The organism is Scytonema millei VB511283, from assembly GCF_000817735.3.
Classification (GTDB): domain Bacteria; phylum Cyanobacteriota; class Cyanobacteriia; order Cyanobacteriales; family Chroococcidiopsidaceae; genus Chroococcidiopsis; species Chroococcidiopsis millei_B.
This window is the reverse complement of sequence record NZ_JTJC03000005.1, coordinates 377,967-399,073: the sequence shown is the minus strand read 5'-3', so window position 1 is coordinate 399,073 and position 21,107 is coordinate 377,967. Positions and strand designations below refer to the sequence as shown.

Genomic DNA, 21,107 nt, shown 5'->3' with positions numbered 1-21,107 from the left:
CGACTTCTGACTTCTTACCCTTATCCCCGATCTCTTATCCCTTACCCCTTAGTAACAACCAATATCCCCATCATACCGTTGGCAATTGGGTAGTGAGTGGCTGTTGCAAACCCTACTTCTCGCGAGAGTTGAACTTGTGCTTTACCTGAAGGAAATCGATCTAAACTGGGGCTGATATAGGCATATTCTTCCGTGAGATCGAAGTGACGCGCGGCGGGAACGACGAGATTATCTAAGTACCATTGTTGAAAAGCTCTAAATTGAGAATTTTCCGGGCGATGAAAGTCTAAAATTGCCGCTTTAGCGCCAGGTTTGAGAACTCGATGCAGTTCTTTTAAGCAACAAGGAATATCGATAACGTTACGCAGTCCATAGCCCATCGTTGCAGCATCAAAATAATCATCGGCAAAAGGCAAATTCAATACATCTGCTTTTACCCAAGAAATCGGGGGTTGGGGATACTGGCTTTGGCTGCGTTGTTGGGCGATCGCCAGCAGTTGCGATGAAAAATCCACACCGTATACTCGTCCGTTGGCTCCTACTTGACGGGCGAGGCGCAGCGCTAAATCGCCACTACCACAACATAGATCGACACAGGTATCTCCCAAGCTTGCTTGGCTCCACTTAACTGCCATTTGCTTCCAAATGCGGTGCTGACCTAAACTCAGCAAATCATTTAAGCGATCGTAAACTGGGGCAATGCGATCGAATATCTGTTGAACTTCCATATGAGGGGTGAGGAGTGAGGAGTGAGGAGTGAGGGGATAAGGGAGAGGGGGAAGATAAGGGGGATAAGGGGAACAAAATTCAAAATTCAAAATTGGGACAAGGGAGACAAGGAGGACAAGAGGGAGTAGACAAGAGGGAGTAAAAGCTAGTTACTATCCTCTAAATTAGGATAAAGCTGGTTCTGACTAGGCAAACATTGACACTGCAAGAAATTTTAAATAGGTCAATCTAATAAAACTCTTACATATATAATCAAACAACGGATAATAAACGTTTTGTTTCCTCGCTCCTCACTCCTCGCTCCTCACTCCTCATCATGACTGAATCGCCCTCCAACCAACTTGACATCGAAGCCATGCTGACATCCCTGCGGCAAAAACGAGGTAGTTGGGTGGAATGGGGTCAAGCGATCGCCCAGTTGCAAAAAGCAGGGCAAACACCGCAGCAGATCTTTGAAGCGACGGGATTTGAACCTGTGCAACAAAATCAGGTGATTGTAGGCGCACAAGTTTATACTTCTTTAGAGAAAACAAATGCTTCTGAGGCAGTGCGATCGCGCTTTACTCAAAAAGGCAGCGATATTTTGTACGAACTGCGATTGCTCAATAATGCAGAACGAGTCGCAGCAGCAGAATTTATCTTAGCTCACAACTTGGATGCGGATATGGCTAAGGAAGTGGCGCGGGATATGAAAGAATTTTCTCGCCTGCGTAGCTTACCCGAAGGATTTGCCGATCGTCCAGGGGATGCAATTGCTTATCAGTGTTGGCGACTGGCACGACAAAAATCAGATTTACAAGAGCGATCGCGATTAATTGCTAAGGGGCTAAGGTTTGCCGATTCGGATACGGCAAGACAAAAAATCGAACAGTTGCTTGTCGATTTTACCGTCGTTCCCAAGCGTCCGGCTCCGACCATACCTTTTTATCGTCCAGATTCTGAAGATCATTTACCGCGATTGATTCCAGTTGTTGGGGAAATGCCCTTAAAATCGGCTGAAGTTCAAGCTGTACCCATAGTAGAAGCAGTAGAGCCATTTCAGATTGTCAAGTTTGCTGGGGAACAGGCTTGGGTTGCCTTACCAGGTTGGCAAACAGTCCGCAGTGCTGAAGATCCGATCGCAATTTTGTGTCAAAGCGATCGCCTCCCCAATCAATCAGCTACAGCATCGGAACCAGTTCTAGTCATTGCCGACCGTCACGTTAGAGAATGGGATGTGAATAGTTATTTTGTCTATGATGGCTCTGGGGAAGTTGACTTTGGTTGGTTTGAAACTCAACCAGATGTCAAGTTACTGGGAAAAATTGTCGTTGTCGTGCGTCCCAAGCACATTATTGATGAAGAATTAACCAAAGATTCTTGGCAAATCGACGAGTAAAGAGTTACGCGCTTGAAGTTGCAGATCTCGATCCCCCCTAGCCCCCCTTAGAAAGGGGGGAATTTAAAGCCCCCTTTTTAAGGCGGAAAGGGAAGGAATTTAAAGCCCCCTTTTTAAGGGGGTTGGGGGATCGAGGCTGACGGTGTGTCGTTACCGCTTTTTATTGGGGGCGTAATACTCAGGATTAGAAATTAGCGTAGTTGGCGATCGCCTTTTGCATCCTTTCCAACACCTCAGCCACAGGAATCGTGCCGAGATCTGCCGATGGTTTACCAGCAGTACGAACGCGGAGACTCAAGCTATCGGACTCCACTTCTTTCGCCCCTACAACCGCCATGACGGGGATTTTTGCCTTTTCAGCATTGCGGATCATTTTCGGCAAGCGATCGCCGCTAGTATCGACTTCTACACGCATGTTGAGCGATCGCATCTTGTCTGCAACTTCTTTAGCAAACATCAATTGGGCATCGCTGACGGGCATTAATCGAGCTTGAATGGGCGCTAGCCACAAGGGAAAGTCTCCCGCATACTCTTCAATTAAAATTCCAATTAACCGTTCTAACGAGCCAAATGGAGCGCGGTGAATCATCACTGGGCGCTGGCGCGTACCATCCTCTGCAACATATTCTAAATTGAAGCGCTCGGGTAAGTTGTAATCAACCTGTACCGTACCTAATTGCCATTCCCTTTCCAAAGCATCTTGGAAAATAAAATCGAGTTTGGGACCGTAGAATGCTGCTTCCCCAATTCCTTCAAAGTGGTTCATTTCTAACTTTTCTACAGCGCGGCGAATTGCTCCTTCAGCTTTTGACCACGCCTCGTCAGAACCAATGTACTTATCCGAAGCCGGGTCGCGGAAACTCAGTCTTGCTTTGAAATTTTTCAGTTGCAATTTGTTAAATACCGACAGAATCAAATCCACCACATTAAGAAATTCGCTGTCGAGTTGTTCTGGAGTCACGAATAGGTGAGAATCATCTACCGTAAAGCCACGTACCCGCGTCAAACCTCCTAATTCGCCCGATTGTTCGTAACGGTATACAGTCCCAAACTCTGCCAAGCGCATCGGTAATTCGCGATAAGAACGTAATTCGCTCTTGTAAATTTGAATGTGAAACGGGCAGTTCATCGGCTTGAGAACGAAACCTAATTCGTGGGCTGCTGCTTCCTCATTCTCTGCCATCAATGGAAACATATCCTCTTTATATTTCTGCCAGTGACCGGAAGTTTTGAATAAATCGACTCTGGCAATGTGAGGCGATACAACAGGAAGATAACCGCGTTTGAGCTGTTCTTGTTTGAGAAAGTCTTCTAAAAGACTGCGTAACAGCGTCCCTTTGGGAGTCCACAGGGGTAAACCCGGTCCCACCTCATCGCTAAAGATAAATAGTCCTAGTTCCTTACCCAACCGGCGATGGTCGCGTCTGAGGGCTTCTTCCTTGCGGCGCTTGTACTCAGCTAATTGTTGTTCTGATTCCCAAGCCGTGCCGTAAATTCGTTGTAGCTGCGCCTTGGTTTCATCACCGCGCCAGTATGCCCCAGCAACGCTTTCTAACTCAATTGCTTTGGGTTGCAACTCTGCCGTGTTGGTGAGATGGGGACCAGCACACAAGTCCCACCATTCATCCCCCAAATGGTAGATCGTAATTGGTTCCTGCTTAATATCTGCCAGGATTTCTAGTTTGTACGGCTCTTTAATTGCCTGAATCCGCCGTTCAGCTTCCTCGCGGCTGACTTCTTCCCTAATGACAGGCAATTTACGATTGATAATCTTCACCATCTCTTTCTGGATGGCTTTGAGATCTTTTTCTGTAAACGGTTCGGGATTGTCAAAATCGTAGTAAAATCCATTCTCAATCCAGGGTCCAATAGTCACCTGTGCTTTAGGAAATAACTTTTGCACCGCCATCGCCATGACATGAGAGGTAGTGTGGCGAATCTTCTGCAATGTCTCTGATTCACTGGTGCGAGGGAGATAAATTTTTTCCTGCGGTGCTTGTTCCTGCTGTTCGGGTTGACAATGGGATTCTGAACTAGACATTTTAATTACAAAACTATGTTGATGAGACTGTAAACCAATACTGTTTGCCTTCTATTGTAAGGAGTCAGGAGTCGGGAGTGGTAATTGGTAGTTGGTAGTTGGAGTTGCTCTTTCTCCCTCTGCTCCCTGCTCAGAAGCTCCCAGCTCGTCCCTGCTCCCTGCTCCCAGTTACTTCTAATGACAGAATGTAAAGAATCTTGAACTAAGTTAATATTAGTGGTAGGTTAGTAATCTGCTTTTCATTCATGCTTAATCAAAACTTGCCAGAACCTGAGTTGTTAAAAACCTTACTCCAACCGCTACTTGAAGATTTTAAGTATTGGTTTGGGCGATCGCAAACGTTTTTAGAAAATGAGAAAGTTTCATTTTTAGAACCGCAACAGCAATCTGAATTGTTGGCAAGAGTCAAGCAAGCCCAGCAGGAGGTAAGTACAGCACAGCTCATGTTTCAGGCAACTGGGGGACAAGTGGGCATTGACATGGCAACGCTCGTACCCTGGCATCAATTAGTGACAGAATGTTGGAAAGTGGCAATTCGCTTCCGGTCGGAGCAGGCAACACAGCCAGAGGTAGAATTTTAAAGAATTTTATTTAAATAAAGTGTTTCTTGTAACATACATGCTTGACTGAAATATTCTGAGTAGACGGATTGTCTATCGAAGCAAATTCTGTGATGCTAGAGATAACGGTCAACGCCTTTAGCAAAGCGGTAAAAGTTCGTAAAAACTCGCAAAAAACTGTATAGACTGGCTGGCTTGGAGAAAAAACTCGATGTTACACTTACTTTACATCCTTGCTTTTACTATCCTAGCGTTGATAGCTGTAAGCAATCTAATTCGCAACTTAATTATGTTCAGTTTCGAGCGCGATCGCACGTTTGCCGCACCGCGCTCGCCCGTGCAAAATAGAGGAAATCTTCCCTATATCTCAAATCGCTCCGTACCTCACCCTGAATTACTAGACGCAGCTGGCAACCCTATCGGAGAACCGCTGTTAGTCATGCGGTCCATTGATGTTGAAGATGCCCGCGCCCAATTAGACGCACTCTATGAGGCTTCTCCTGGTTGTAGTAGCGAAAGCAAGGAGGAAGAAGCATAATTTGAATCTACTCTGTCTGCTTTACATCAAGTAAAAACTTTTTAACTACAAACTTTAACTACATACATCAACTCCTATTTATTCAGGGCAAAGTCCTCCGTGATAAATGGAGTTTTTTTATGGTCATTGAGGAGTGAGGAGTGAGGAGTGAGGAGTGAGGAGCGGTCAGTTTTGACTTCTGTACGGGCGGGTTTATCAAACAATTTTGAATAGGGCAAATATTTTCAGTGAACACGCCCCTACAACTTTTGACTTTCTACGCGATCGCAGACATTTTGCATAAGAAATATTTTTATCCTTAATTTTGATACATGAAATAATTTGAGGAATTAAATATTTGTACTGAATTTCAATCGTAGCTCGGACACCTTAATATATCTTAACTTCAAGATTGAAATCTCAAAGAAATTAGCGATAAAGCTTATCATTATATTTCAATTCTTCTCTCGACTACTTTGTTCGATCTAAGTTGTTTTTAGCAAGATATAAAAACGAAAAATAAGCCTAACTCTAAGTAGGTGCAACTGGTAATGTTGCCTGTATGACTGAGTGATGGTGGCTAAACAACAGTTAATAACTATCGAACAAAGCGGATTTAGAGGAGGAGCAGATGGTTTTAGTAAAACATAGATGCACCGTTGGTACATTTACAACTCGTCAGGAAGCAGAACAAGCATTTGCCAAACTATATTGTGCGGGTTTTCCTATTAGTCATATTTCTGTAGCCAGTAAAGATGCCGAATTATTGGCAGATTTAAGAGCGGCAATTGAGAGAACTCAAGCTGGCGCATTCGCAACAGAACAAACAGGAAAATCGCCCTGTGCCATGATTGTCGGTAGCACAGTCGGCGCGATTGGTGGTTGTTTAGCAAGTATTGGTATTTTACTGGTCCCAGGAGTTGCTCCAGCGTTAGCTGTTGGCACGGTAGGAACAACTTTAGCTGCGACTTTATTCGGTACGGGAATTGGATTGGCTTGTGGTGGTGCGATCTCAACCTTAAACTGCGCTGACAGACTGACAGTAAGTATAAATGCAGACAGCGATCGCTCTTTCCCACAAGAGTATTTAGTCATCGTAGAAGGCACGGATGCAGAAGCACGCCGCGCCCAGAGAATTTTGGCAAATGGCGCTAGCGGTTAGGTAGAATTCGGAATTCGGAATTCGGAATTAAATACTTATTGACTAACTGCTAACCGCTAGTGTTTTATCGAGGGGTTGTCTGAGAACCACTTTGAGATGGAGTTTTCTTAGAGCCACTGGGCTTGCTGCTAGGAGTCATCTCCGAATCACTAGAACTATCAGGGCTAGTCATGCTACCGCTACCTGGAGTGGTGCTGCTTCCTGGAGTCATCGTATCGCTACCAGAGTTAGAAGGGGTGGTAGTGCCATTGGAATCAGAACCAGTACCAGGATAAGTGGTAGTACCTGGAGTGGTACTGCTGCCTGGAGTGGTGCTGCTACCGGGAGTGGTGCTGCCTGGAGTGGTGCTGCCTGGGTAAGTGGTAGTACCGGGAGTGGTGCTGCTACCGGGAGTGGTGCTGCTGCCTGGAGTGGTGCTGCTGCCTGGAGTGGTGCTGCTGCCTGGAGTGGTGCTACTACCTGGTGACATTTCTGTACCAGTAGAAGAACCACTGCCACTACTAGGGCTAGAAGTAGACTGAGCTAAAAACTGTCTGGTATTTCCATCAGAGGAATTAGGTAGAGCAAACGCTGGTAAACCGAGTAAAGCGCTAGCACCAGCAATTCCAAGTAAGCTAAAAAGTTTTGTATTCAAGCTTTTCTTAGTTATATTTCCGCTCATTTTTATTTCCTCACTTGCTGTGGTGTTACAGTCAATAACTTTGTAACTGTCTTGGCAATACTAACAAAGAAATTTCAGTGCTGACGACGATAATTATGATTTCAAATCAGCCAATTTGCTTAAATACTTAAGTAAGAAAATCATCGAAAAACGTTGCTGTGTTTGATTTAGTTGCCAATTGTTTTAAAAATTACTTCAAAGTTATATAGTAGTTTTATTTAGTTGTACTATCGATCGCCACTTGCCTTGGTCAAACCATTACTGGGATGGAGATTGAGAGAAGTACTATGCTGTTGTACAACAAAAAAAAGACCGCATTATTGAATGCGATCGCAAGTCATGAGAATACTTAATTAGACCATTTTTTCAGGAACTTATCGTCACTTAACCTAGTCGAACTATTGTTTAGCAAATTATTGTTTGAATCGATGGCAGCGACACATTAGAAGTGGTAATTATTAGAGAGGGGAAATTATAGAGATTTACCGATGTTACTAACCACAATCCATGCACTCAAGGAATGGGCGGTTGCTGTTAAGGCGATCGAACGGGGCGAAACAATCTTGCTATTGCGTAAAGGTGGTATCCGTGAAAGTGGCGGACGGTTTCAAGTCGATCGCGACGAGGTTCTACTTTACCCCACTTACGAACACCAACAGCCCGAATTACTCAAGCCTGAGTATGCTGCGCAAGTGACCCCGGTAGCATCTGGTTGGCATCCTGAGACAATTCGGATAGGTGGTTGGGCAAAGATTACTGATATTGTGCCAGTGTTAGACGAGACAATTGTGAATGCTTTGCTACCGTTTCATGTTTGGAACGAAAAATTTATTCGCGATCGCCTCAAATGGAAACCCCGTCAACCCGTGTATGTCTTACTTTTGCGGGCTTATAAGTTACCACAAGTACATCAAATTTCCTATCGTACAGAATATGGCGGTTGCAGATCGTGGATCGATTTAAATGAAGCGATCGATCTTGAGGCTGCTACACCAGTTTTAGATGATGTCACCTACGAGCAAAAAGTTTCAGAAATTCGGAATGAGATCGACTATTTACCGCGACTGAATCCAGTTCCTCGCGAAGCTTTTGACCACAACAACAATTCCCCTGTTTGACTCCCTGCTGCTAATTTTTGCCCTTGGGGATGCCACGCTAGACAAGATAACCCATCAGTTGCATCGTCGATTATCTGGGCGACACGTTTAGCTTTTTGCCACAAACACAGCCAACCATCAGCCGCCGCCGAAGCGAGAAGCAGACTACCAGGTTGAAAGGCGATCGCCTGTACGACATCTGTATGTCGTTGCAACAATCTACTATCCCAGCCTAAATTTTCATCCTCTAATTTTTCCCATACCACAATCCCTTCAACGCTGGCAGAAGCTAGTAATGGTGCGTCTTGTTGCAACTTAATACTTGACCAAGCTAGATGACGAATCTTACCAGGAAAGCCCCGCATTACCCAAGGATGGGGATTGCCCCATTCTAAAACTGTAATCGTCCGATCCATGTTACCAGACGCAATGTATTTGCCATCAGGTGACCAAGCGATCGCCAGACTTGCCGATGGTATATCGATAATATACGGATCGTCATCCCAATCTGTTGCATCCCAAACCTTTGCCCCCTGATATCCCGCGATCGCCAAATTCTGTCCATCTGGATGCCAGTCTATTCCTAATACAGAAGAATTCTCAAAATGTAGGGTGACAACAATCTCCTCTGTATTTGCATCCCACACTTGGACGTAACGCCCCAAGCTAAAGGCTAGTTGGTTATTTTTGGGATTCCAAGCCAACTTATCTACCCAAGCAGGAGCATTTTCCAAAGTGGCAATTAATTGGCGATCGCGCCAGCGCCGAATTCTGACTCGTCCATCCTGTCCTCCTGTAGCTAAAAATTGCCCGTCGTGAGAGAAGGCGAGACAATCCACTGACGTACCGCTATTTGTCTGTAGAGGAACCAGTGTTTCCCCATCCCACAGTGTCACCCCTCCCGCCGCATCGCTAGCAACGATTTGACCGTCACTCGACCAAGCGATCGCGGTGACGTAATCCTCCAGAGTTGTACGTGTCTGGAGTTCGAGTAATTGGTTGCTAGTTGTGGGGAATTTCATCATTTAGGAAATTGGTAATTGATAGCTGGTAGTTGTTAGTTGACAGTTGACAGTTGACGATAATTATTCTCCCTTGTCCCCCTTCCCCGACTCCCTTAAATCAAACAAGCCCGAAAATCTTCTTTCAGCTTGTCTGCATCTAAATTGCGACCAATAAATACTAATTCGTTTTTTCTTTCGTCGTCAGATTTCCAGGGGCGATCGCGCGTTCCGTCAAATAGCATATGTACCCCTTGAAATACGTAGCGGTGGTCGTCTCCCGCAATATTGAGAATTCCTTTCATGCGGAAGATATCAGGTCCCTGCGTTTGTAACAAGTAGGATAGCCAATCGTTCAACTTTTGCATATCGAGAGTCCCTGGTTCGACAATGGCAATGGAACCTACAGTTTCATCGTGTTCGTGGGCATCTTCACCCAAAAAGTTTGGATCGATCTCTAGGGCGCGTTTGAGATCGAAGGCTTGCACGCCTAAGAGTGCATCCATACCCAATTCTGAGTTACGGGTGTGGTAGATTTTGGCGATCGCGTTCATGCCGCGAATTCGCCGTTCCAATTCTGCTAACTCTGTTTCTGAGACTAGATCGATCTTATTGAGCAATATCACGTCGGCAAAAGCAATCTGTTCTTGGGCTTCATCTGCTTCCCAATGCTGCCAAATGTGCTTGGCATCTACCACTGTCACGACTGCATCTAAAGATAGCTGGGTTTGCATATCTTCATCAACAAAAAATGTCTGAATCACGGGCGCAGGATCGGCTAACCCGGTGGTTTCAATTACCAAATGGTCAAATTTATCGCGCCGCCGCATTAAATTACCAATAATCCGAATTAAGTCACCGCGCACGGTACAGCAGATGCAACCATTGTTCATCTCAAAGATTTCTTCGTCTGCATCAATCACCAATTGGTTATCGATTCCGACTTCCCCAAACTCATTGACAATTACAGCTACTTTCTTACCGTGTTCGTAGGTCAGAATGCGATTGAGTAGGGTTGTCTTACCCGATCCGAGATAGCCCGTCAGTACGGTAACGGGGACTACGTTATCTGCTGCTGTAGTTACCATAGCTCAATTTGTTTACCTTACATAATTTAGAATGATAACCATTCTTATACAATTTTGCAGCCTGACGCGCACTACAATTTGCGCCATAATGACTGGAGCGCGTAGCAGCCTGCGCTACAGTGACTTAAAATTAAATTTGGGCAGGCAAGCTAAATCTCTCTAACAGATAGAGACAGGGAAACAATTTTATCATAGGGTAGGTATTGCCCACCATTAACTCAAATTCATAAATAGCAACATATGATGAATTGTGAAATCGGTTTCCCTTGTAGAGGCGTTACATGTAACGTCTCTACAAGGGAAATGTTTGCAAATCAATTAGGTTCGCTATAGAACTCAGAGCGATAATTGTTTTCAAACAACAATCAACAAAGATAAGATTCAAAAAACTATTCTAGGACTTGAAATCAAACAATAAATATAATTTTGCTCCAAGTCTTGCAAACAATTAATTAAGTCAATCGTTAACTTACATATTGTTCGATCGCCAAAAAGATTAAATCCTCTTAAATCAAAGATAGTTTCATTATCCGGTGGGCAATGCCCACCCTACGCTCCTATCTTCTTCTTCAGTAAATGATGAAATTTGGTTACTATTTTTCTTCTTTATCTTAAAGTATTTCGTGCAATAGTCACAAATCTCCATCTCAAGCAAGATTGACAATACAATTGAAATCCAAGATTTTATTGTTGGTAATTAATTATAAAGTTCAAACTCTCAAAAAACGGATTAAGATCGTAACCTGGAAAATCAAATTTAAAAAATGCAGAACATGATTGGTACTGATTTGAAGGACTTGAGCGATGAGTGAACGCATGTCCACAGGCATTTCGGGATTAGACGAAGTGCTGCATGGTGGATTAATTCCAGTTCGAGCTTATCTGGTGCGAGGAGGATCGGGCGCGGGCAAGACAACACTTGGACTCAGTTTTTTGGTTGAAGGCGTTGCTAGCGGTGAAAAGCCGCTATATATAACTTTAGGGGAACCCGCAGAGCAAATTCGCACAAATGCCGAGCGTATAGGTTTTGATACCCAAGGAATTACCTTCCTCGACCTCAGCCCAACATCAGACTTTTTTAGCCAAGTCCAGACTTACGATATTTTCTCGGCGGCGGAAGTCGAACGAGAACCGATGACGCAACAAATTGTAGAGCAGGTGCGATCGCTGCAACCGCAGCGGGTGTTTTTAGATGCAATGACTCAATTTCGCTATTTATCTAGCGATACATTTCAGTTCCGCAAACAAGTGTTGTCGTTTTTGCGGTTTTTATTAGAGAAAGGCGCAACAGTACTATTTTCCTCTGAAGATGGCGGCTCCGCACCAGATGACGATTTGCAGTTTATGAGCGATGGGGTAGTCCATCTTCACCAAAGCTTGGAAGGACGTAACATTAGCGTCACTAAGTTTCGCGGTTCTGACTTTCGACCTGGTTTACATTTCATGCGCTTGACTGACAGAGGTATGGAAGTTTTTCCGCGCCTCCAGCCTGAAGTCCATAAGCGAGAATTTGAGTTAGAGATGATTCCTTCGGGAGTACCAGACTTAGACGAACTAATGTGTGGTGGGATAGAGCGGGGAACGGTAACGTTGTTGACGGGACCTACTGGAGTAGGAAAGACGACAATCGGACTCCAATTTATGAAAGAAGCCGCAGGACGGGGAGAACGATCGGTTGTTTATATGTTCGAGGAACCAATTGATGTCATGCTGCATCGTTGCGAAGCCATCAATATTCCAGTTTATGCCATGATGCAGCGACAAACACTTTCTGTCATCCCGGTCGAACCACTCCTCCACAGTCCCGATGAGTTTGCCAATATGGTGCAGCAGGAAGTAGAGCAGCAAAAGGCTCGGATTGTGATGATTGATAGCGTTTCTGGTTATCGAATTTCCCTGCGCGGTCGGGATGAGGATTTAGTGACTCACTTGCACGCCCTTTGTAAGTATTTGCAGAATATGGGGGTGACGGTGATTTTAGTGAATGAAACCGAAAGCATTACGGGCAACTTCCGGGCAACGGAAATAGGCATCAGCTACATGGCAGATAATATTATTTTTCTGCGTTATTTGGAGATCCAAGGCGAGATCCGCAAGGCAATTGGCGTACTGAAGAAACGGTTGTCTAGTTTTGAAAAAACGCTGCGAGAGCTAGAAATCACTCGTTATGGGATTAAGGTTGGGCAACCTTTAACTCATTTACGTGGCATCCTTAGCGGTACTCCCGATTGGATCGATAAAAACCGTGAGCGATGAAAAGCCTATTATACTGAGTGTAGATCGCAACCGTCGTAATTCAGAATTGTTAGCTCAGTTTTTAGGGAAACAGGGATATCAAGTTCTTAGCGCAGCAAGTCAGGCGGAAATCGAGTCCGTGTTAGAAAATAGCAATAAGATCGAGTTAGTGTTGTTAGATATTTCTGGATTCGATCGCCAAATTTGGTCTTTATGCCAACGGTTGCAAGAGAAAGCCATTCCCTTCATCGCGATCGCAGCGCCTCATCAAGCAGGGATGCAGCAGGCGTGTCTGGCTCGCGGCGCACTCGGCTTGTTAGTCAAACCACTGATTGCTCAAAACCTATTACAGTTAATTCGCAATCTGCTACAGCGAGCGTGATGATTTTACGATTAACTATTAATTATTAATTATTAACTATGGGTCTAATTCTACTGCTGCTCGAACACCAAGAAAATTGTCGTTTGTTATCGGAGTGGCTAGCACCTCGTTATTCGGTCATTCTACCGAAAGTGGCAGCACAGGTAACTGAGCCAGCAGATTTAGATTCGCAACGCTTTGACCTATGTATCCTTGATGCTAGAGCCTTAGATCGTTTTTGGGAATGGGTACAAGCGAAAAGAACTGCCGAAAAACCAGTTTTTTTACCCTTTTTGCTGGTAACTGCGCGTCAGGATGTAGGATACGCGACTCGGCATTTATGGCAAAGTATCGACGACTTAATTTCTAAACCGATTGAAAAAATAGAGTTACAGGCACGGGTAGAAATTTTACTGCGATCGCGGCAACTTTCACTGCAACTCCAAACTGCAAATCAGCAACTTCAGCAACAAATAGTTGCTCGTCAGCAAGCCGAGGCGGGAGAAGAACGAGCGATCGCCGCCCAGCACCAAAGTGAAATCCAGTTTCAGCGTTTAATTAACTCTAATTTAATTGGGGCGATCGCTGCCGATCTAGAGGGGAACATTACAGATGCCAATGATGCTTTTTTAGCAATGGTCGGTTATACCCGCGAAGACTTAGAGCAGGGAAAGATCCGTTGGGATGATATGACTCCACCAGAGTATCGCGATCGCGATCGCGATTCGATCGAGCAGTTAAGAAATACGGGTGTTTGTAATGCTTTTGAGAAAGAGTATATTCGAGCTGATGGCAGTCGGGTTCCGGTACTAATTGGAGTTACTGTGGTAGAACGCTCTCCCCGTTTAAATTGTGTTGCTTTTGTCCTCGACATTACCCAACACAAGCAAGCAGAAGCAGAAATACGTAATGCGTTAGAAAAAGAACGCGAATTGAACGAATTGAAATCTCGGTTTGTTTCAATGGTTTCGCATGAGTTTCGCAACCCACTGAATTTGATTTCTGGTACAGCTCAATTGCTGGTTCGCAGCAGTAATAAACTATCCGAGCCGAAAAAACAAGAATTGCTCCAACGTCAGCAAGCCGCAGTCGATCGGTTGATCGAACTGTTAGATGATGTACTTACGCTCGGTTGCGCCGAAGTTGGCAAATTAGAGTTTAATCCAATTGAGCTGGAGTTAGAAACATTTTGCCGTCAGTTGGTAGCAGAAATGCAGCTGACAGCCAAAGAAGAACACGCGATCGCATTTGTGTCTCAAGGCGAGTGTTTTACCGCTAAGGCGGATAAAAAGCTGTTGCAGCAAATTTTGACCAATTTACTCTCGAATGCGATCAAATACTCACCTCAAGGCGGAACCGTTAGCCTCGAACTGATCTGTGAAGCAAACAAGGCAGTTTTTCGGGTGAAAGACAAAGGTATCGGGATTCCTACTCAAGATCGGCAAAGGCTGTTTGAATCCTTTCATCGCGCTAGTAATGTTGGTGGTATTCCTGGTACTGGATTGGGACTAGCAGTCGTCAAGCAAGCGGTAGAATTGCACCAAGGCGCGATCGCGGTTGAGAGTGAAGTGGGAGTTGGTACTACATTTACAGTCACTCTGCCGATGGATCGCTAGAGTAGAAAAGGCAAAACGATCTCTGCTAGTTCGGCGGCATACTCTTCATACAAACCCAGCGAACCTGGTAGTGTCTTTGTCTGGACTCCTGGTAAAGTTGCCAAAGCTTCCATTTCTGCCCGCGACTTGGGTGGAGACTGTTCCCCAATAACGACTAACACGGGTATAGATCCTTGAAACCAATTGAGAAAATCTTCTCGTTGTTGCACCGGATCTAAATTCCCAGTCACGAAAGCAGCTGGAGCAAATCGCGCCCCTGGTTGCTGGGTAATTTCCCATTTTTGTTGAATGAAATCGTCTGTCAGCTTTGTCTTGTCTGCATAGACGTGACTGCCGTACATGTAGCGCAAAAAGCCAGGTGTGGTATTCACCTTATACAAAGCCTGACCGAGAACGGGCGATCGCACGGCTTGTCTAACCGTCCCAGCGACTTGTTTGTTCACACCCATTGTTGTTAAGGGACCTCGCCAAGTAGGTGCAACTAAGACAATTTTAGAGAAAGCTTGCGGTTGAGTCGCTGCAAGTTGCATGGCGTAACCAGCAGCATGACCAGCAGCGATAACGATAATCGGAGTTTCAAACGTGCTATTAACAAAATCTTTCAACAATTGCTGATATAACTCAGGACGATAATCGAGGGGAAGGCGAGACGAAGCACCAAAACCCAACCAATCGATCGCTACAGCTTGAAAATGCGGAGATAATAACTTTGCCAGTTGCGCCATTTCTCCTCTAGTAGAAACGGTGCTAAAGGCAGGTAAGAGTAGAACGGGCGTTCCTTGTCCCAGAGTTTCGTAGACCAACTTGAGGGATTGTCCTTGCCAAGACCAGGGAAATTCGCGCACTTCCCCACCCATAACACTAGCTGGTTGAGTAGAGGCTAGATCGGTCGATTGGGTAACAGTCATAAGACAGAATACTAAAAATTATTCTCAACACCTCCATTCTATCGGGAGTCGTAGGGGCGGGTTTTTTGAGGTGTCCTGTACGAGAACCAATAATTCTGTGGATAAACCCGCCCGTACAGGAGTCGGGAGTCGGAAATGAGGAGCGATCGCATTTTTACATTTCAGCAAATTGTGAAGATCTCGTAGGGGCGGGTTCACCCAAAATAATTGTCATCAACAGAGATGCTTGGCAAACCCGCCCTCACCCAACCGAGTACACCAAATTCATTTCCAATGGATCGAATCCATCGGGGCGGGTTTGTTAAGAACTCGGTAAAAAACAGAGATTGTCGGTGAACCCGCCCCTACGGTACGATTATTTCGCCAATTCCTTGACCTTATTCATAATCCCTACCGGGTCGATTCCCTGGTGGGGGTACTGTTCCCACAAACCGCCACAACCTTCATGGTATGTGCCGAGGTGAGCGTATTTCGGAGTATAACCGCGCTCTAACAACCAAGAACCGAAACGGCTACCCAAACCAGTACGACGGTTGAAGGCTTCCGCAACTACAACGAAGGAAGTTTTACCGATTTTTGCCATCGTCTCCTCATCGACGACATTCAGCGTGGCTTTGTTGATTAAACCCACATCTATTCCTTCCTGCTTCAGACGCTCTACAGCATCAAGGGAACGGTACAACGCATCGCCAAAGCTGACAATATAACCCGCAGTTCCTTCCCGCACGACTTCATCTTTACCAGGGACGAATTTGTAGTTGCTGCCAAACAAGTCGTTGCCGTTACCGTCAAGAATGTTAGGAACTTTGGAACGGGTGGAGAAGATAAAACGCAAACCAGGATCGGCAAATACCGATTCTACGCAAGCTTTCATCTGATTGGCATCAGCGGGGAAGTATAGTCTTGTTTCATAACCGTCATCCAAACCGTTGTCGGCAAACATGTTGTTGATGCCGAAATGACAGGTATTATCTGCCATGTCATCCACACCTGCATGGGAGAAGTGACAAAGGACGTTGGAATAATTCAACCGCGCCATCGTAATTTCAGAAATACACATTTCTAAGAAGGCGCTGAATGTGGCAAAAATTCCTTGCTTGCCTTTTTCCATGCCAAATCCAGCCGCAGCGGAGAAGTTACCGCGCTCCATAATCCCAGAAGGAATGAAGATTTCGGGGTAAGCATCGTGAATTTTCTTCAGACCGCAGGAGCCTTCTAGGTCGCTATCGATGACCATAACTTTTTCCTTGCGTTCCGTCTCGCTCATTCGACTGAGAACTTCTACCATTGCTTCGCCAAATACGTTGCGGTTAGCGCCTAATTTGTCTCCAGAACCGAGGAAAGTGTAACTATCTTTGGGTTTTTGGATGCTCTTGATATGTTCGACAGCCGCCGTTTGTCCGCGAGATTCGAGATATTTCAGTGCCAAGTCTACCGAAATTACGTCATGACCGTGGGTAGAGCCTTCTAAGCCTTCAATTCCAGGACACATAGGACGCTTGTTAATCACCGCGATCGCACCTGGTGTAGTTACAGCTTCGCACAGACGACGGTACAAATCATCAATATCTTCCCCGTCTCCCTCAAGTACTTTCAATCCATGACCTTGTAAGGTTTTGGCAACGCTGAAACCAGGCAAATATTTAGAAGGATGTCCGGCGATCGTTACGTCATTATCGTCGATAATTAGCTTCACATTGAGGTGTTGGGCGATCGCTAACCGTGCTGCTTCCGCGTCATTGCCTTCTTGCTGCGAACCGTCCGAACCCAGACAAAATACTGCTTTGCCAGGATTTGCCATTGCCACACCGTTGACGTAGGGCCACATATGTCCCAGTCGTCCCGAACTAAACTGCACGCCAGGAGTTAATCCCAATTCGGGGTGTCCTGGTAGTTTAGAATTTGCTTCGCGATATTTCAGCAGTTGTTCGGCTGGTAATTCACCGCGCAAGGCTGCCATTAAATATTGAGTCCCAACTCGATGTCCCGCTTCATCAAAGAAAATTGGCACGAATTTATCTGGCGCTCCCCGAAAGAAGGCATCAAGAATCATCACTTCTGGTACGGTGTCGTAGGGTCCACCTGTATGTCCGCCAACTCCTTTAGCTGCTCCAGTTGCCGTAAATAAAACGATCGCATCGCGGCAAAGTTGAATGTTTGCTTTTAAAGTTTCTCGCTGTTCGTTCGTGAGGACGGGGTTGCTTGGATCGAGTTTCAGAGGTTTGTACGCACCGAGATCGATGGGGAATTTAGTAGCGGTGATAGTCATGGTTGATGTTTTAGTTACGAATGGACGGGTCAATAACGCGAGAAACTGTAACGGGCAAACGCGATCGGTCGCTTCTACCAGCAAACCAGCCTGTGGAAATCGAGTCAATCGGCTCTTGTTCCTACGCCAGCGCAGTCAAGATCGATACACTTCAAACGTGCATAAGTATGCTTGAATTCAGTTATAAGCACTTAATAACATGCAAAAACCTGCATGTTTATGAGTTTATACTTATAAGGGTGCAATTTCAAGATCGAAAACGCAATTTTAGGCAGCGATTATGTTGACCGCAGAGAGACGGCAATACATCTTAGATATCCTGCGCCGCGATAAGAAGGTGCTGTCATCGGAACTCAGTACGGCGTTGAATGTTTCTGAGGATACGATTCGTCGGGATTTGCGGGAATTGGCAGAGTCGGGTTTGTTGCAACGGGTGCATGGTGGGGCGCTTTTGGCTTCTCCCGCGATCGCGAGTTATGCCGATCGCCAAAAACAAGCACCGAAAGAAAAAGAGGCGATCGCCCGTGCTGCGGCAAAATTAGTTTGTGCGGGGCAAGTAGTAATTTTAGATGGGGGTACGACAACGCTTCAAGTAGCTTGTCATTTACCGCTAGATTTACAAGCAACGGTTGTGACGAATAGCCCGCCGATTGCTGTGGCTTTGGCAGACCATCCCTATATTGAAGTTGTCATGTTGGGCGGACAACTTTATAAAAAAGCCATAGTTAATGTTGGTGCGGCTACCGTTGAGGAATTACGGATGATTCGTGCCGATTTGTGCATGTTAGGGGTGTGTAGTTTGCATCCAGAAATTGGCATTAGCGTCACGAATTTGAATGAGGCATACATCAAACGCGCCATGATTGCGAGGGCGGCGGAGGTGGTGGGATTGGCGACAGCAGCGAAGTTAGATACGGCTGCGCCTTATGTGGTGGAATCGATTCACGCTCTGACTTATTTGGTGACTGCGCCAACGGTATCGGATCGGGTGTTGGCTGCTTATCAGGATTTGGGGTTGGCGATCGTGCGTGAGGAGTCAGAGTAAGTCAAAAGTTAAAAGTTAAAAGTCAAAAAGTCTAGAGTTGATAGTGACAAAAAAAGGGGTTCGCGTCGGAACCCCATCAATATCACAATCTGTAGGGGCGCACAGCTGTGCGCCCTGACAACAGGCAGTTAGTTCAACAAAGATTTAGCCTTTGCCAATACGTTATCGACGGTAAAGCCAAACTTCTCCATGCAAACGTTGCCAGGAGCAGAAGAACCATATTGATCGATGCCGATCGCGATTCCTTCGGAACCAACATAGCGACACCAGCCAAAAGTAACGGCTGCTTCTACGGAAACCCGCTTTTTCACGGCTTTGGGGAGAACGGATTCTTTGTATTCTGGAGTTTGTTCTTCAAATATTTCCCAGCAAGGCATGGAAACGACTCGTACTTTCTTGCCTTCACCGCGCAATTGCTCGGCTGCTTTGACGCAAAGTTGAGTTTCGCTACCCGTGCCGATGAAGATGATGTCGGGCGTCCCATCACTGTCGGATAGAATGTAAGCGCCTTTGGTCACGCCTTCAATCGAGCTACCAGCTAGGTTGGGTAAGGCTTGGCGAGTTAAGGCGAGTACGGAAGGACGTACTTTGCTATCGGGTCTTTTGCCTTTAGCTGCTTCGATCGCGACTTTGTAAGCTCCCGAAGTTTCGTTCCCATCAGCTGGACGAATCACGTACAGATCGGGTATGACTCGCAAAGCCGCCATGTGTTCCACTGGTTGGTGGGTGGGACCATCTTCACCTAGCGCGATCGAGTCGTGAGTCATGACGTAGATTACTCCCGCTTCCGACAATGCCGAAAGCCGAATCGCCGCCCGCATGTAGTCGGTGAAGACTAAGAATGTTGCACAGTAGGGAATTAGCCCCGATCCATCTAGCGCCAAACCGTTGCAAATCGAACCCATACCGTGTTCGCGCACGCCAAAGCGGATGTAGCGGTTTTGGTATTGTCCTTTTTGGAAGTCGCCCGAATTCTTGAGTAGGGTATTGTTAGAAGGAGCCAAGTCAGCAGAACCACCGATTAACTCTGGCAATACTTCGGCGATCGCATTTAAGCAATTACCGGAATGAACGCGGGTAGCAATGCCTTTATCTTCTGGCTTGTAGGTGGGCAGCACTGAATCCCAGTTTGGGGGTAGTTCGGCTTCGTGCATCCGTTCTAGGGTGCGAGCTTCGTCGGGATATTGCTGTTTGTAGCGATCGAACAGTTGATTCCACTCTTGTTCTGTTTTTGCGCCGCGCTCGATCGCTTTGCGCCAGTGGTTGAGTGCATCTTCTGGCACTTCAAACGGCGGGTGATTCCAACCTAAATGTTCGCGGGTGGCTTTAACTTCATCTTCGCCTAAAGCTTCGCCGTGAGCGTGGCGAGTATCGGCTTTCTTGGGCGATCCGTAACCAATGGTTGTCCGCACCTTGATTAGAGAAGGCTTATCGGTGACGGCTTTTGCTGCTTCTATGGCTTTTTGAATTTCGTCCAGATTTGTGTTACCGTCTTCTACTACCTGGACATGCCAGTTGTAGGCTTCAAACCGCTTCCCAACATCTTCTGTAAAAGCTAGGTCGGTAGAACCGTCAATCGAAATGTGATTGTCGTCATACAAAGCAATTAACTTACCCAGTCCCAAGTGTCCGGCTAAAGAACAAGCTTCGCCAGAAACACCTTCCATGTTGCAACCGTCACCCAAGATGACATAGGTGTAGTGGTCGATGATGGGGAAATCGGGTTTGTTGAATGTGGCTGCTAGGTGAGCCTCAGCCATTGCAATTCCCACACCGTTCGCGATTCCTTGTCCCAATGGTCCAGTGGTAATCTCTACCCCAGGATTCATGAAGTTTTCTGGATGACCAGGGGTTTTCGATTCCCATTGACGGAATTGCTTGAGGTCATCTAAGGTTAAATCTTCATATCCAGTTAAATAGAGCAGGGCATACAGCAACATACTGCCATGTCCCGCCGACAGCAAAAAGCGATCGCGATTCAACCAAGCCGGATTTTTGGGATTAAACCGCATGAAGCGATCCCAAAGCACGAATGCCATCGGAGCAGCACCCATCGGCAGCCCAGGATGACCCGACTTTGCCTTTTCTACGGCATCAATTGCCAGAAAGCGGATCGCATTAATACAAAGTTCTTCAAGGGATTGGGTTGCAACAGCCATAGTTTCTAGTTTGTTAACGACAGTTCAGCTCGCAGTTGGGGCTTAATACTTAAAATGCTAAATGCTTGGCATCGCCCTCGGCACGCATTAGCGATCGTCCCATACTTCGAGATCGCCGTGCAAGCCTTTTTTGAGTGGTGAGGAGTGAGGAGTGAGGAGCGAGGGAATAAGTGGTACGTGGTAAGTTAATTGTGAATTGTGAATTGCCAATCGTGAATTGGTATTTGCTCCCTCAGCCCCCTCAGCTTTCTTCTTTCCCTCACTACTCACTCCTCGCTCC

The 21,107-nt window shown here is 46.0% G+C and carries 20 protein-coding genes; 11 read left to right on the top strand and 9 right to left on the bottom strand.

Annotated elements, in window-relative coordinates; all coding sequences use genetic code 11:
* Window positions 1–41: 41 nt before the first annotated feature.
* Entirely contained in the window at window positions 42–728 is a 687-nt protein-coding gene (ubiE, locus tag QH73_RS19425) for a bifunctional demethylmenaquinone methyltransferase/2-methoxy-6-polyprenyl-1,4-benzoquinol methylase UbiE (protein ID WP_039715830.1), read from the bottom strand.
* Window positions 729–1,045: 317 nt separating this feature from the next.
* On the opposite strand from ubiE, the gene QH73_RS19420 reads away from it, so the two are divergent.
* Window positions 1,046–2,107, top strand: coding sequence for a RuBisCO accumulation factor 1 (locus QH73_RS19420; RefSeq protein WP_039715831.1), 1,062 nt, complete (start codon window positions 1,046–1,048; stop codon window positions 2,105–2,107).
* 184 nt (window positions 2,108–2,291) lie between these two features.
* Here QH73_RS19420 and thrS read toward each other — a convergent pair whose 3' ends face one another.
* Window positions 2,292–4,148 carry a threonine--tRNA ligase gene (gene thrS, locus QH73_RS19415; RefSeq protein WP_052290083.1) on the bottom strand — a complete coding sequence of 619 codons (1,857 nt, stop codon included), beginning with the start codon at window positions 4,146–4,148 and terminating at the stop codon, window positions 2,292–2,294.
* Window positions 4,149–4,393: 245 nt separating this feature from the next.
* Between thrS and QH73_RS19410 the strand changes: the two genes are divergently transcribed.
* The 3 genes from QH73_RS19410 to QH73_RS19400 all read left to right on the top strand — a co-directional run bounded on the left by QH73_RS19410 (window position 4,394) and on the right by QH73_RS19400 (window position 6,387).
* Complete coding sequence (locus QH73_RS19410; protein ID WP_039715832.1) at window positions 4,394–4,729, top strand: DUF2605 domain-containing protein; 336 nt, start codon at window positions 4,394–4,396, stop codon at window positions 4,727–4,729.
* 190 nt (window positions 4,730–4,919) lie between these two features.
* Complete coding sequence (locus QH73_RS19405; RefSeq protein ID WP_039715833.1) at window positions 4,920–5,246, top strand: DUF2973 domain-containing protein; 327 nt, start codon at window positions 4,920–4,922, stop codon at window positions 5,244–5,246.
* Between the two features lie 610 nt (window positions 5,247–5,856).
* Window positions 5,857–6,387 carry a hypothetical protein gene (locus QH73_RS19400; protein ID WP_039717527.1) on the top strand — a complete coding sequence of 177 codons (531 nt, stop codon included), beginning with the start codon at window positions 5,857–5,859 and terminating at the stop codon, window positions 6,385–6,387.
* A 64-nt stretch (window positions 6,388–6,451) separates the two neighbouring features.
* On the opposite strand, the gene QH73_RS19395 is transcribed toward QH73_RS19400, so the two are convergent.
* A complete protein-coding gene (locus QH73_RS19395) occupies window positions 6,452–7,048 on the bottom strand; it encodes a hypothetical protein (protein ID WP_201278223.1) in 597 nt (198 codons plus the stop codon).
* A 488-nt stretch (window positions 7,049–7,536) separates the two neighbouring features.
* Here QH73_RS19395 and QH73_RS19390 point away from each other — a divergent pair, with 488 nt between their 5' ends.
* Window positions 7,537–8,166, top strand: coding sequence for a DUF1802 family protein (locus QH73_RS19390; protein WP_039715834.1), 630 nt, complete (start codon window positions 7,537–7,539; stop codon window positions 8,164–8,166).
* Here QH73_RS19390 and QH73_RS19385 read toward each other — a convergent pair.
* Together QH73_RS19385 and QH73_RS19380 are read right to left on the bottom strand one after the other, a co-directional pair.
* A complete protein-coding gene (locus QH73_RS19385; RefSeq protein ID WP_039717528.1) occupies window positions 8,100–9,167 on the bottom strand; it encodes a WD40 repeat domain-containing protein in 1,068 nt (355 codons plus the stop codon). The two genes, QH73_RS19390 and QH73_RS19385, sit on opposite strands and share 67 nt — an antisense overlap.
* A 95-nt stretch (window positions 9,168–9,262) precedes the next feature.
* Window positions 9,263–10,234, bottom strand: a complete 972-nt coding sequence (locus QH73_RS19380) for a CobW family GTP-binding protein (RefSeq protein ID WP_039715835.1) — start codon at window positions 10,232–10,234, stop codon at window positions 9,263–9,265.
* 804 nt (window positions 10,235–11,038) lie between these two features.
* Between QH73_RS19380 and QH73_RS19375 the strand changes: the two genes are divergently transcribed.
* From QH73_RS19375 to QH73_RS19365, 3 genes are read left to right on the top strand one after another with little or no spacing between them, the layout of a single operon-like run.
* Window positions 11,039–12,490 (top strand): ATPase domain-containing protein, encoded by a 1,452-nt coding sequence (locus QH73_RS19375; RefSeq protein ID WP_039715836.1) that lies wholly within the window; start codon window positions 11,039–11,041, stop codon window positions 12,488–12,490.
* A complete protein-coding gene (locus QH73_RS19370) occupies window positions 12,480–12,851 on the top strand; it encodes a response regulator (protein ID WP_039715837.1) in 372 nt (123 codons plus the stop codon). The genes QH73_RS19375 and QH73_RS19370 overlap by 11 nt, the downstream gene beginning before the upstream one ends.
* 38 nt (window positions 12,852–12,889) lie before the next feature.
* On the top strand, window positions 12,890–14,446 hold the full coding sequence (locus QH73_RS19365; protein WP_039715838.1) for a sensor histidine kinase: 1,557 nt from the start codon (window positions 12,890–12,892) through the stop codon (window positions 14,444–14,446).
* On the opposite strand, the gene QH73_RS19360 is transcribed toward QH73_RS19365, so the two are convergent.
* Window positions 14,443–15,354 (bottom strand): alpha/beta fold hydrolase, encoded by a 912-nt coding sequence (locus tag QH73_RS19360; RefSeq protein WP_039715839.1) that lies wholly within the window; start codon window positions 15,352–15,354, stop codon window positions 14,443–14,445. The genes QH73_RS19365 and QH73_RS19360 overlap by 4 nt on opposite strands.
* Window positions 15,355–15,419: 65 nt before the next feature.
* Here QH73_RS19360 and QH73_RS19355 point away from each other — a divergent pair, with 65 nt between their 5' ends.
* Entirely contained in the window at window positions 15,420–15,659 is a 240-nt protein-coding gene (locus QH73_RS19355; protein ID WP_132867384.1) for a hypothetical protein, read from the top strand.
* Between the two features lie 50 nt (window positions 15,660–15,709).
* Here the strand turns inward: QH73_RS19355 and QH73_RS19350 are convergent, their stop codons facing one another.
* A complete protein-coding gene (locus QH73_RS19350; protein ID WP_039715840.1) occupies window positions 15,710–17,623 on the bottom strand; it encodes a thiamine pyrophosphate-binding protein in 1,914 nt (637 codons plus the stop codon).
* Here QH73_RS19350 and QH73_RS19345 point away from each other — a divergent pair.
* Both QH73_RS19345 and QH73_RS19340 read left to right on the top strand, forming a co-directional pair.
* A complete protein-coding gene (locus tag QH73_RS19345; protein WP_165587739.1) occupies window positions 17,622–17,798 on the top strand; it encodes a hypothetical protein in 177 nt (58 codons plus the stop codon). The two genes, QH73_RS19350 and QH73_RS19345, sit on opposite strands and share 2 nt — an antisense overlap.
* Before the next feature lie 105 nt (window positions 17,799–17,903).
* Window positions 17,904–18,668, top strand: coding sequence for a DeoR/GlpR family DNA-binding transcription regulator (locus QH73_RS19340; protein WP_039715841.1), 765 nt, complete (start codon window positions 17,904–17,906; stop codon window positions 18,666–18,668).
* Between the two features lie 128 nt (window positions 18,669–18,796).
* On the opposite strand, the gene tkt is transcribed toward QH73_RS19340, so the two are convergent.
* Window positions 18,797–20,827: a transketolase gene (gene tkt, locus QH73_RS19335; RefSeq protein WP_039715842.1), complete on the bottom strand. Its 2,031-nt coding sequence runs from the start codon at window positions 20,825–20,827 to the stop codon at window positions 18,797–18,799.
* Window positions 20,828–20,914: 87 nt separating this feature from the next.
* Window positions 20,915–21,097: a hypothetical protein gene (locus QH73_RS19330; RefSeq protein ID WP_132867382.1), complete on the bottom strand. Its 183-nt coding sequence runs from the start codon at window positions 21,095–21,097 to the stop codon at window positions 20,915–20,917.
* Window positions 21,098–21,107: the final 10 nt, after the last annotated feature.